Raw genomic sequence first — 12,614 nt, 5'->3', positions numbered from 1 at the left:
GCCCCCCGCGCGCTCATGCCATTGAGCAAGGCGAACGGGGGTCCGTACGGGGGAACCACGGGGGGATCACGGGGGACCTACGGGGGGAGCACGGGGGCTTCGGGTCGGCCGGCGCTGTCACGGGGGTGGCGGCCGGCCGGCCCGAAGGTGCGTTCTCAGCTCCCTTCGGCGCGCCGCAGACGCAGGGTCAGCACCTGGAAGGGGCGCAGCGAGACCGGCACCCCGCCGTCCGCGGCGACCGGTTCCAGCGGCCGTTCCAGCAGGTCGGTGATCTCGGCACCGGCCAGCGGGAATCCGGTGCGCAGCACGGCCCGCGCCCGTCCGCCCCGGGACTCGTAGAGGCGTACGACGACGTCGCCGGAGCGGTCGTCGGCCAGTTTGACCGCCTCGACCGTCACCCCCTCGCCGTCGACGGACACGACGGGCTCGGGCGCGCCCGCGGCGTCGGCCACCCGCAGCGGCAGGTTGAGGGCGTAGCCCTCGGCGACGGCGTCCTCGATGCTCGCGCCGGGCAGCAGCGCGTAGGTGAGCCGGTGGGTGCCCTGGTCGGCCTCGGGGTCGGGGATGCGCGGGGCACGGACCAGGCTGAGGCTGACCCGGGTCGTCGTGCCGCCGTCCTCGCGGACCGTGCGGGTCACGTCGTGGCCGTACGTGGAGTCGTTGACGACGGCGACGCCGTAACCGGGCTCGGCGAGGTGCACCCAGCGGTGCCCGGAGACCTCGAACCGGGCCGCCTCCCAGGTGGTGTTGGTGTGGGTGGGGCGCTGGACGTGCCCGAACTGGATCTCGGCGGAGGAGTGCGGGGCCCGGATGTCCACCGGGAAGCCCGCCTTGAGGATCTTCTCGGCCTCGTGCCAGTCGATCTCGGTGGCGAAGTCGATCCGGGGGCTGCCGGCCCGCAGCCTGATCGTCTGGATGATCGTGGAGCCCTTGCCGAAGGCGCGGGTGACCCGGACCGCGCCGACGAGCGGGCCGTCCTCGACGACGGTGACCGACTCGGTCGCGCGCAGTTCCCGGTAGCGGTTGCGGTAGTGCTTGTCGATGTCCCAGGCGTCCCAGTAGTTGGGCAGGTCGGTGTGCAGGCGCAGCAGGTTGCCGGCGCCGGCGAGCACCTCGCGGTTCGCCCGCAGGTCGAACACCGAGGCCAGAGTGCCGTCCTCGGCGAGCTCGACGCGGACCAGGCCGTTGTCGAGGACGCGCCCGGAGACGGTGACGGGAGCCTCGGGCTCCGCGGCCGCGAGGGGGGCGCTGCCGTTCGCGGGGACGGTGACGTACGCGGGCGTGCCGTCCGGGGTGCGGACGACCTCGGTGCGGTCGAACGGGCTGGTGTTGAAGACGCGGGGGCCCCCGCCGCCGAGCGCGGCCACCGCCTCGGCGGTCAGCTCCTCCAGCTCCCGGGCGACCCGGGCGTACTCGGCCTCGGCCTCGCGGTGCACCCAGGCGATCGAGGAGCCCGGCAGGATGTCGTGGAACTGGTGCAGCAGGACCGTCTTCCAGAGCCGGTCCAGCCTCTCGTACGGATAGGCGTAGCCCGGCGCGTGGAGCGCGGCTGTCGTCGCCCACAACTCGGCCTCGCGCAGCAGGTGTTCGCTGCGCCGGTTGCCCTGCTTGGTGCGGGCCTGGGAGGTGTAGGTGGCGCGGTGCAGCTCCAGGTAGAGCTCGCCGTTCCAGACGGGGGCGTCCTCGTACTCGGCGCGTGCCTTGGCGAAGAACGCGTCGGGGTGCTCGACGACGACCTTGGGCGAGCCCTCCAGGTCGGCGAGCCGGCGGGCGCGCTCCATGATCTCGCGGGTGGGGCCGCCACCGCCGTCGCCCCAGCCGAACGGGGCGAGGGAGCGTGTACCGCCGCCCTTCTCCTGGTAGTTGCGGACGGCGCGGTCCATCTCCTCGCCGCTGAAGCAGGCGTTGTAGGTGTCGACGGGCGGGAAGTGCGTGAAGATGCGGGTGCCGTCGATGCCCTCCCACCAGAAGGTGTGGTGGGGGAACTTGTTGGTCTGGTTCCAGGAGATCTTCTGGGTCAGGAACCACTCGTTGCCGGCGAGTCTGGCGAGTTGCGGGTAGGCGGCGGTGTAGCCGAAGGAGTCCGGCAGCCAGACGCCCTTGGTCTCGACGCCGAAGTGCTCGATGAAGAACCGCTTGCCGTGGATCAGCTGGCGGGCCAGGGCCTCGCCGCCGGGCAGGTTGCCGTCGGCCTCGACCCACATGCCGCCGACCGGAGCCCACTGGCCCTTCTTCACGGACTCCTGGACACGGGCCCACACCTGCGGGTAGTGGTCGCGCACCCACTCGTACTGCTGGGCCTGTGAGCAGGCGAAGACGAACTCCTCGTACTCGTCGGCCAGGGACGTGACGTTGGAGAAGGTGCGGGACGTCTTGCGCTTCGTTTCGCGGATGGGCCAGAGCCAGGCGGAGTCGATGTGCGCGTGCCCGACACCGGAGATGGTGTGCGCGCTGGCGTGGGCGGGCTTGGCGAGGACCGGCGCGAGCACCTCGCGGACGGCGGGGGCGCTGCCGGAGACGTCGTCCAGGTCGAGGGTGTCCATGGCGCGGTCGAGGGCGTGCAGGATCTCGTGCCGGCGCGGCTCGTGCTCGCCGAGGTGCACCATGAGTTCACGCAGCACCGCGAGGTCGAGGTCGAGGTGCCAGACCTGCTCGTCCAGGACGGCGAGGTCGGCGCGCCGGAAGGTGTAGAGGGGCCGGTCGCCGGCGGTGAGGACGTCGCCGAGCGGGGTGGGGCGGGCGAAGCCGTCGGCCAGGATGTCCGGGTTGGAGGCGGCCTCCACCAGGTAGTGCACGTCCTCGCCGCCCGCCACGGGGTTGCCGATGGGCACGTACTGGTTGAGCGGGTTGACGGCCTTCAGGGGACGGCCGTCGGCGAGGTGCACGAGGCCCTCGGCCTGGTTGCCGGGCCAGTCGCCGACGAAGCCGAGGTCGATGACCGCCTCGACGCGCCGCCCGGCCCACTCGGCGGGCACCCGGCCGCGCATCCGGAACCAGGTGGTGCCCCACGGCGGGCCCCACGGGGTGCCGGTCGTGAAGGGCGTGTAGGGGGCGGCGGCCGCCTCCTCGAAGGGGACCGGCTCGCCCGGGGCCTGCCAGGCCTCGACCTCGAACGGAACGGTGGCGGCGTAGATCGCGGGCTTGACGCGCTGGGTGTGGACGCGCTCGACGCGCTCCTCGATCCGGCGGCGTTCGTCGTGCATCGGGGTCTCCAGGAAGGCAGAGAACGGGGGGTGTCAGGTGAGGTAGGCGAGACCGGGGTGGACGGAGGTGTAGCCCTCGACCAGCCGGCGGGCCACGCCGACCGAGTCGACCAGCGGATGCAGCGCGAACGCCTTGACGGCGGTGGTGCGCGAGCCGGACTCGGCGGCGGCCAGCACCTCGCGTTCGACGGCCTTGACCGAGCAGACGAGGCCGGTGGCGTGGTCGGGCAGCGGGGCGACGGCGACCGGGTGGGCGCCGTTGGCGTCGACCAGGCAGGGCACCTCGATGACGGCGTCGGTGTCGAGCACCGACAGGGTGTGCCGGTTGCGGACGTTGAGGATCAGGGTGGTGCGTTCGTCGCGGGCGATGGCCCGCATCAGCGCGAGCGCCACCTTCTCGTAGCCACCGGACAGGTCGTCGGCGTCGCGCTCGCCCGCGCCGGCGGTCTCCCGGTTCTCGGACATGTAGGTGGCCTCGCGCTCGGCGCGGGTGCGGTCCCAGATCTCCAGGGCGGGGGCGTCCGGGTCGCGCATCCGGTCGTAGAAGCCGGCCTGCTGGTCGCGCAGGAAGGCGCCGCGGGTCCGCTCGGCCTCCTGGTAGGCGCGCACGGCCTCCCGGTTGAAGTAGTAGTAGTGCAGGTACTCGTTGGGGATGGCGCCGAGGGAGCGCAGCCAGTCGGTGCCGAACAGCTTGCCCTCCTCGAAGGAGCCGAGCAGTTCGGGGTCGGCGAGCAGCCGCGGGAGTTCGTCCCGGCCGGCGACGCGCAGACCGCGCACCCAGCCGAGGTGGTTGAGGCCGACGTAGTCGATCCACGCCTCGCCGGGGTTCTTCACGCCGAGCACGCGGGCGATACGGCGGCCGAGGCCGACCGGCGAGTCGCAGATGCCGATGACGCGGTCGCCGAGGTGGCGGGACATGGCCTCGGTGACCAGTCCGGCGGGATTGGTGAAGTTGATGACCCAGGCGTCGGGGGCGAGCCTGGCGACGCGGCGGGCGATGTCCTCGGCGACGGGCACCGTGCGCAGACCGTAGGCGATGCCGCCCGCGCCGACCGTCTCCTGGCCGAGGACGCCCTCGGCCAGCGCGACCCGTTCGTCGTCGGCCCGGCCCTGGAGGCCGCCGACGCGGATCGCGGAGAACACGAAGTCGGCGCCGCGCAGGGCCTCGTCGAGGTCGGTGGTGGCGGTGACCTCGGGGGCGTCGGGCACCCCGGCGGCCTGCTCGGCGAGCACCCGGGTCACGGCGTCGAGCCGGCCGGCGTCCAGGTCGTGCAGCACGACCCGGGTCACCCGGCCCTCGGCGTGGTCCGTCAGGAGCGCGCCGTACACGAGCGGTACGCGGAAACCTCCGCCGCCCAGAATCGTCAGCCTCACGTCTGCACCTTTCCCGCCACGACGACCTCGACGCCGGCCTCCTCCAAGGAGGTCCGCGTCGCCGTGTCGACCGGCGCGTTCGTCACCACCACGTCCAGGTCCTCGGGACCGCACACCTTGGCCATGCCGTGGCCGGGGAACTTCGCCGCGTCCGCGAGCAGGACGACCTTGGCGCCGGCCTTGATCATGGCCCGTTTCACCGGTACCTCGACGACCGTCGTGTCCATCACCTGCCCGCCGGGCCGCACTCCACTGGTGCCGAGGAAGACCCAGTCGGCGTGCAGCTGGCGCAGGTTGTCCTCGGTGAGGAAGCCGACCAGGGAGCGGTACTCGCGGCGCACCATGCCGCCGAGCAGCACCAGTTCGATGCCCTCGTCGTCGGCCAGTTCCTCGTAGACCACCAGGTTGCTGGTGATCACGGTGAGCCGGCGGCCGTGCAGCTGCCGGGCCAGCCGGAAGGCCGTGGTGCCGATGTCCAGCAGCACCGACTGGCCGTCCTCGACCATCGCGGCGGCGTGCGCCGCTATGACGTCCTTCTCGGGCACCCGTACCTCGGCGACCTCGGCGAAGGGCTGGTCGCCCTCGTCGGCCACGGCGCCGCCGTGCACCCGGGTGAGGAGTCCGTCCTCCTCCAGCTTGACCAGGTCGCGCCTGATCGTGGCGGGGCTCACGCCCAGCTGCTCGGAGAGGTCGGTGACGGCCGCGGGCCCGCCGGAGCGCAGGGCCCGCAGGATGAGTTGGTGTCGTCGTTCTGCCAGCACGCCGTGAACAGTACTCGTCATCTTCAATCATCGCCATGCTCATTTCTGCTCGGGTATTGACCAATCCCGTCGAGCGGCGCACGATTCCGGTCACCGAAGTGAAGAGTTCTGACGATCTCCGGCGGGACCCGAGCGAGAGGACGCACCCGTGGACGACGACCGGCCCGATGTGCTGCTGACCGGGCTGCTCTTCTACGACCTCGTCCTCACCGGGCTGGGCGGACCGCCCACCCCCGGCGAGGAGATCTGGACGGACGGCATGGGCTGCGGCCCCGGCGGCATCGCCAACCTCGCGGTCGCCGCCGCCCGCTTCGGCCTGCGCACCTCGCTCGCCACCGTCCTCGGCGACGACCTGTACGGCGCGTACTGCCGGGACGTCCTCGCCGGCCAGGAGGGCATCGACCTCTCGCTGTCCCGCACGGCCGGCGGCTGGCCCACCCCGGTCACCGTCTCCCTGGCCTACGGCCGCGACCGCGCCCTGGTCACCCACGGCCAGGAGCCCCCGTACAGCCAGGACGTACTGATGGCCGACCCGCCCCCGGCGCGCACGGCCCTCGTGCACCTGGAGCCGGAGCCCCGCGCCTGGCTCGCCAAGGCAGCCGCGAACGGCACCCAGGTGTACGCCGACGTCGGCTGGGACGCCACGGGGCGGTGGCCCCGCGATCTGCTCGACCAGCTCGCCCTGTGCCACGCCTTCCTCCCCAACGAGGCCGAGGCCATGGCCTACACCCGCACCGGCAGCGCGTCCGAGGCACTGCGCGCCCTCGCCGAGCTGGTGCCGGTCGCCGTGGTGACCCGCGGCGGCCGGGGCGTGCTGGCCGTGGACCAGACGACCGGCGAGTACGCCGAGGTACCCGCCCTCGACATCGATGTCCTCGACCCGACGGGTGCCGGGGACGTCTTCGGGGCGAGCTTCGTCGCCGCCTCGCTCGGCGGCTGGCCGCTCGAGGAGCGCCTGCGGTTCGCGGTCCTCGCGGCCGGACTCTCGGTCGCGCACCCCGGCGGGGCGCTCGCCGCCCCCGGCTGGTACGGCGTCGACCGCTGGTGGCGCTCCCTGACCGACCCCGGTGTGCGACGGGCGTACGGCTTCCTCGCGGACCGGCTCCCGGCCGATCCGGGGCCGCCCGTCGTGTACCCGCCCGTCACCCCGCCCGCACCGCGGCACTGACCCACCCCCACACCCCCTCCCCGCGAAGTCCCGAACAGATCCGAAAGGCGGTGGGAGCTGTGCGGCTCTCACGAAGAGGCCTGCTGCGCGCGGGCCTGGCCGGTACGGCCGCCACCGCGCTGGGCGGCCTGGCGTCCGGCTGTGCCGTCCCGACCGGCTCCACCGGCCGGAACATGGTGCTGTGGTACTGGAGCGGCGGCCTGAGCGACACGGTCGTGAAGAACGCCAAGGCGCGCTACGGCGGGTCCGTCGACCTCGACGCCATCCAGATCGGCGGCTACTACCGCTCCAAGCTCATCACCACGCTGGCCGGCCGGGCCCATGTCCCGGACATCGCCGGGCTCCGGGGCGAGGACATGGCGTCCTACCTTCCGAACGCCGACCAGTTCGTCGACCTGCGCACACTCGGCGCGGAGAAGCTCAAGAGCCGCTATCTGGACTGGAAGTGGCAGCAGGCCGTCGCCCCGGACGGCAGCGTCGTCGGCCTGCCGATCGACGTCGGCCCGGTCGTGCACTACTACCAGCCCGCCGTCTACGAGAAGGCGGGACTGCCCCACGAGCCCGCCGACGTCTCGCGGGAGCTGGACACCTGGGAGAAGTTCTTCGCGGCGGGCGAGCGGCTGAGGAAGCGGCTGCCCGGCACGTACATCCTCACCGACGTCGTCAGCGTCTTCGAGATGTCCATCGGGCAGGGCACCACCCGGTTCGTCGACGAGGACCGGCGGTTCATCGGCGACGGGCCGCATGTCCGCGCATGCTGGGAGCGGGCCGTGGAGGCCAAGCGGCGCGGCATCGTCTCGGACATCGTGGCCGGCACCCCCGACTCCATCTCGGCCACCGAGAAGGGCAAGCTGCCCAGCCAGCTCAACGCCTCCTGGGCCGCGGGCGACCTCAAGCTCGCCTACCCGAAGACGAAGGGGCGGTGGCGGGTGGCGGACTGCCCGGGCGGTCCCTCCAACGTCGGCGGCTCCTTCCTGGCGATCACGAAGGCGTGCCGGGAGCCCGAGCGGGCGTTCGAGATCATCAGCTGGATGCTCGACGCCCGCAACCAGGCGCAGGGGTTCGTCGACGCCGGTCTCTTCCCGTCGACCCCGGCGTCGTACGCGCTGCCGAAGCTGCGTGAGCCGGACCCGTTCTTCGGCGGCCAGATCACCATGGACGTCTTCGGGCCCGCCGCGGAGAAGATCCCCGTCGCCTTCAACAGCCCCTACGACATCGCGCTCGGGCAGCCGATCCGGGACGAGATCAAGAACGTCGGCGTCCTCGGCAAGGACCCCGCGAAAGCCTGGGAGGACGCCATGGGCAAGTGCCGGCGCATCGCCAAGCACCTGGGGGTGGCGTTCTGATGGCCGTCGCCGAACAGACCCCGCCGGCCGTGGACCGGGTACGGCCCGCCACGGCCCCGCCCCGCGCGGGGTGGCGCAGGCACTGGCACCTGTACGCCGCGATCTCCCCGTTCTATCTGCTCTTCCTCGCCTTCGGCCTGATCCCCGTCGGCTTCTCGCTCTATCTCTCGTTCCACCGCTGGGACGGGCTCGGCTCGATGGAGTGGGCGGGGCTGACGCAGTATCAGTACCTGTTCACGGACGCCGACTTCTGGCAGTCCATCGGGAACACCCTGATCATCTGGGCGCTGGCCACCTTCCCCATGATCTTCCTGGCGATGGTGACGGCCGTGATGCTCAACTCGGCGGTCCGCTTCAAGAACGCCTACCGGTTCGCGTACTTCCTGCCGAACGTCACGTCCGTCGTCGCGATCGCCATCGTCTTCGGCTCGGTGTTCTCCACCAACTTCGGCCTGGTGAACGCCCTGCTGCAGGCGGTCGGCCTCGACCAGGTGGCCTGGCTGAACACCCCGTGGGGCATCAAGGTCGCCATCGCCACCCTGATGACCTGGCAGTGGACCGGCTACAACGCGATCATCTTCCTCGCCGGACTCCAGACCATCCCCGGCGACCTGTACGAGGCGGCCCGGATCGACGGCGCCGGTCCCGTGCAGACCTTCTTCCGGATCACACTGCCGCTGCTGCGGCCCACGCTGCTGTTCGTGCTCGTCGTCTCGACGGTCACCGGACTGCAGAGCTTCTCCGAACCACAGGTCCTGCTCCAGACCACCGCCAACGAGTCCACGTTCTCGGGCGGCCCGGACCACGCCGGCCGGACGATGGTCCTCTACTTCTTCCAGCAGACCTTCGACAACAACGACTTCGGGTACGGCGCCGCCGTGGCGTGGGGCATCTTCCTGGTCGTCGTCCTCTTCTCCCTCATCAACTGGCGCCTGGTGCAGCGCCGGGGCGAACAGTAGGAAGGCCGCGACATGGCATCCATCAAGGGCTCCGGACGCCGGGGCATCGCGCTGCACGCCTCCCTGATCATCGGTGTGCTCCTCTCGGCCTTCCCGTTCTACTGGGCCGTGATCATGTCGACGCACACCTCGTCGGAGATCTTCTCCTACCCGCCGAAGCTGCTGCCCGGCTCGCACTTCACGGAGAACGTGCGCCACCTGTTCGACACGGTCGACTTCTTCGGGTCGATGGCGAACTCGCTGCTGGTCGCGACGGCCGTGACGTTCCTGGTGCTGTTCCTCGACTCGCTCGCGGCCTTCGTGTTCGCGAAGTTCGCCTTCCCCGGCCGGAACGCGCTGTTCGCGCTGCTCATGCTGATCTTCATGGTCCCGGCCCAGATGGCCGCGATCCCGCAGTTCGTGATCATGGCGAAGATCGGCTGGATCGGCTCGATGACCTCGCTGATCGTGCCGGCCGCCGCCAACGCCTTCGGCATCTTCTGGATGCGCCAGTACATGCGCAGCGCCATCCACGACGAACTGCTCGACGCCTCCCGCCTGGACGGCGCGAACTTCCTGCGCCAGTACTGGCACGTCGCGCTCCCGGTCGTCCGCCCCGGGCTCGCCTTCCTCGGCATCTTCACCTTCATGGGCCAGTGGAACGACTACGCCTGGCCGCTGATCGCCCTGACCAACCCCGACAACGTCACCCTCCAGGTCGCGCTGTCCCAGCTCAACGGCACGCACGGCACCACCGACTACGGCATGGTGATGACCGGCGCGGTCCTCGCCCTGATCCCCCTGCTGATCGTCTTCGCCATCGGCGCCCGGCAGATCATCGGCGACCTCGCCAAGGGAGCCGTCCGCGGATGACCTACTCGCCCGGCTCTCCTGACCCTCTGATCGCGCTGCGCCCCTGGGAGGCGCCCGAGCTGACCTCCTGGAACCGCCTCCCCATGAACGCCGTCGACCGGCGCTCCGGAGCCATCCCCTTGGACGGCGACTGGCGCTTCCAGTTGCTGCCGGCTCCCCACGCGCCGGTCGGCGGTGCCTGGACACAGGCGTACGTCCCCGGCGCCTGGACCCTCCAGGACAGCGGCGACCTGCCGCAGTACACCAACGTCACGATGCCGTTCCCGGACATCCCGCCGCACTCCCCCGCCGCCAACCCGACCGGCGTGTACGAACGGGAGGTGGACGTGCCCGCAGGCTGGGCCGGACGCCGGATCGTGCTCCAGGTCGGGGCGGCCGAGAGCGTCCTGCTGGTCCATGTCGACGGCCGTCCCGTGGGCGTCTCCAAGGACTCCCACCTGGCCGCCGAGTTCGACCTGACCGAGGTGGTCCGGGCCGGCGGGCGGGCCACCGTCCGGCTGACCGTCGTCAAGTGGTCCGACGCCTCCCACATCGAGGACCAGGACCAGTGGTGGCACGGGGGCCTCACCCGCTCCGTCCTGCTGTACGCCACGGACCCGCTGCACCTGGCCGACGTGACCGTGCGCGCCCGGCGCGGCGGCGAGCTGCGCGTCGACTGCCGGGTACGAAACGCGCGCGGCCCGCTGCCCGAGGGCTGGTACCTGACCGGAGAGCTGGACGGTGTGCCGCTCGCCCAGGACGCCGCGTTCGACGCGGCCAACGCCGAGGACGAGCGGGTCTCCGGCTTCCTCGGCGAGGCCCGGCTGGGGACCACCGTCCCCGGGGTGCGCGCCTGGACCGCGGAGACGCCCGAGCTGTACGCCCTGACCGTCCGGCTGCACCGCGCCGACGGCACGGTCGCCGACACCTCCCGGCACCGCGTCGGCTTCCGGGACGTCGAGATCGTGGGCCGGGACCTGCTGGTCAACGGGGAGCGGATCTTCGTCCGGGGTGTGAACCGGCACGACTTCCACCCCCTGACGGGCCGGACCGTGACCCCCGAGGACCTGCGCGCCGACCTGGTCCTCCTCAAGCGTTTCGGCTTCAACGCGATCCGCACCGCCCACTACCCGAACGACCCCGCGCTGTACGACCTGGCCGACGAACTCGGCTTCTACGTCGTCGACGAGGCCGACATCGAGTCCCACGACCACGCCCACGAGATCGCCGACGACCCGCGCTATCTCAACGCCTTCGTCGACCGGGTCGCGCGCATGGTGCTGCGCGACAAGAACCACCCGTCGGTGATCGTCTGGTCGCTGGGCAACGAGTCCGACTACGGCGCCCATCACGACGCGGCGGCCGGCTGGGTCCGCCGCCACGACCCGACGCGCCCGCTCCAGTACGAGGGGGCCGCGAAGCTCGACTGGGCGGCGACGGACGACGCCTCGGACATCGCCTGCCCGATGTACGCGCCGATCGAGGAGTGCGTGGCGCACGCCCTCTCGGGACGGCAGACCCGGCCGCTCATCCAGTGCGAGTACTCGCACGCGATGGGCAACAGCAACGGCACGCTCGCCGACTTCTGGGCGGCCGTGGAGGCGACGCCGGGGCTTCAGGGCGGATTCGTCTGGGAGTTCTGGGACCACGGCATCCTGCAGCGCGTGAGCGACGGACGACCGGCCGGACGCACCGGCCCCGCCCTCCGGGGCGACGGCGTCGCCCCGCCCGGTCACCGCTGGGCGTACGGCGGCGACTTCGGCGAGCGCGTCCACGACGGGGCGTTCATCGCGGACGGCGTGGTGTTCCCGGACCGGGCCCCCAAGCCGGCCCTGTACGAGCATCGCGAGATCGCGGCGCCGGTACGCATCGAGGGTCTGGAGCCCGGGGGTGTGGTCCTCGCCAACCACCAGCACTTCCGGAGCCTGGACTGGCTGACGGGCGAGTGGCGCCTGGATCTGGCCGACGGCACGACGCTACGGGCCCCGGCGGACCTGCCCGCTCTGCGCCCCGGCGGAACGGCCGCCGTACCACTGCCCTTCGAGGTGCCGCGCGAGGGCGGCGAGGCGTGGCTGACGCTGCGGGTGACGGTGGCCGAGGACCAGCCCTGGGCGCCGTCCGGCACGGAACTGTGCGTACCTCAGGTGCGCCTGCGCGGCCCGGCTCCGGTGCCGGTGCCCCCGGTGAGCGGCGGCGCGGTACGGCTGGACGGCGAGGGCCTGCTCCTCCACCCCCTGCTGACGGCGGCCCCCACGCTCACCCTGTGGCGGGCGCCCACCGACAACGACGAGATCGGCGGTATGGCCCGCCGCTGGCGCGACCTGGGCCTCGACGCGCTGGTCCGCACGGTCGTGTCCGTCCGCGAGGAGCACGGCCGGACCACGGTGGAGGCCGTCTGCACGGCAGGGGCCGCCGTCGTACGGCACCGGCAGGTGCTGACGTCCGTCGAGGGCGGGGTGCGGATCGACGAAGAGGTCGAGCTGCCGCCGGAGTTCGACGACGTGGCGAGGGTCGGCACGGTCTTCGAGACGGTCGCCGGTCTGGACCGTATGGACTGGTTCGGGCAGGGGCCGTGGGAGTCCTACCCCGACCGGGCGGCCGGAGCCCCGGTCGGCCATCACACCCGCCTGGTGGACGAGTTGTTCACGCCGTACCTGCGCCCGCAGGAGAGCGGCGGCCGGCACGGGGTCCGCCGCTTCACCCTGTCGGGACGGGGTGGAAGCGCTCTGCGGGTCACACTGGACGAGCCGCGCCAGGTGTCGGTGACCCGCTTCCGCGCCGAGGACCTCACCACCGCCCGCCACCACGCCGAACTGGCCCCGCGCCCCGGCTGCGTGGTCCACGTCGACGCGTCCCACCGCGGCCTGGGGACGGCGTCCTGCGGGCCCGACACGTCACCCGGGTACCTCGTGGCGCCCGGGGTGCACCGGTGGAGCTGGACGCTGGGGGTGGTCTGAGAGCCGTTCGCGGCG

Annotated in this window: 8 protein-coding genes; 5 read left to right on the top strand and 3 right to left on the bottom strand. The window is 72.1% G+C overall.

Annotated elements, in window-relative coordinates:
* Window positions 1-155: 155 nt before the first annotated feature.
* Genes ACFV46_RS14215 through ACFV46_RS14205 form a run of 3 tightly spaced genes read right to left on the bottom strand, consistent with a single transcriptional unit; the run spans window position 156 to window position 5,338 of the window.
* Window positions 156-3,203: an alpha-mannosidase gene (locus ACFV46_RS14215; protein WP_385498343.1), complete on the bottom strand. Its 3,048-nt coding sequence runs from the start codon at window positions 3,201-3,203 to the stop codon at window positions 156-158.
* A gap of 33 nt (window positions 3,204-3,236) precedes the next feature.
* Window positions 3,237-4,577, bottom strand: a complete 1,341-nt coding sequence (locus ACFV46_RS14210; RefSeq protein ID WP_361924962.1) for a 6-phospho-beta-glucosidase — start codon at window positions 4,575-4,577, stop codon at window positions 3,237-3,239.
* Window positions 4,574-5,338, bottom strand: coding sequence for a DeoR/GlpR family DNA-binding transcription regulator (locus tag ACFV46_RS14205; protein ID WP_361924960.1), 765 nt, complete (start codon window positions 5,336-5,338; stop codon window positions 4,574-4,576). The genes ACFV46_RS14210 and ACFV46_RS14205 overlap by 4 nt, the downstream gene beginning before the upstream one ends.
* Window positions 5,339-5,486: 148 nt before the next feature.
* On the opposite strand from ACFV46_RS14205, the gene ACFV46_RS14200 reads away from it, so the two are divergent.
* From ACFV46_RS14200 to ACFV46_RS14180, 5 genes are read left to right on the top strand one after another with little or no spacing between them, the layout of a single operon-like run.
* Complete coding sequence (locus ACFV46_RS14200) at window positions 5,487-6,506, top strand: carbohydrate kinase family protein (RefSeq protein WP_385498342.1); 1,020 nt, start codon at window positions 5,487-5,489, stop codon at window positions 6,504-6,506.
* Window positions 6,507-6,565: 59 nt separating this feature from the next.
* Window positions 6,566-7,852 carry an ABC transporter substrate-binding protein gene (locus ACFV46_RS14195; RefSeq protein ID WP_385498340.1) on the top strand — a complete coding sequence of 429 codons (1,287 nt, stop codon included), beginning with the start codon at window positions 6,566-6,568 and terminating at the stop codon, window positions 7,850-7,852.
* The gene (locus ACFV46_RS14190; protein ID WP_376728663.1) at window positions 7,852-8,811 is read left to right on the top strand and encodes a carbohydrate ABC transporter permease; all 960 of its coding nucleotides are present in this window, start codon (window positions 7,852-7,854) and stop codon (window positions 8,809-8,811) included. Before ACFV46_RS14195 ends, ACFV46_RS14190 begins: the two co-directional genes overlap by 1 nt.
* A gap of 12 nt (window positions 8,812-8,823) precedes the next feature.
* A complete protein-coding gene (locus tag ACFV46_RS14185) occupies window positions 8,824-9,663 on the top strand; it encodes a carbohydrate ABC transporter permease (protein WP_361924952.1) in 840 nt (279 codons plus the stop codon).
* Window positions 9,660-12,599, top strand: a complete 2,940-nt coding sequence (locus ACFV46_RS14180; RefSeq protein WP_385498339.1) for a glycoside hydrolase family 2 TIM barrel-domain containing protein — start codon at window positions 9,660-9,662, stop codon at window positions 12,597-12,599. Before ACFV46_RS14185 ends, ACFV46_RS14180 begins: the two co-directional genes overlap by 4 nt.
* Window positions 12,600-12,614: the final 15 nt, after the last annotated feature.

The organism is Streptomyces sp. NPDC059852, assembly GCF_042731455.1.
In the GTDB taxonomy this organism is placed as follows: domain Bacteria; phylum Actinomycetota; class Actinomycetes; order Streptomycetales; family Streptomycetaceae; genus Streptomyces.
This window is presented reverse-complemented; position numbering and strand designations above follow the sequence as displayed.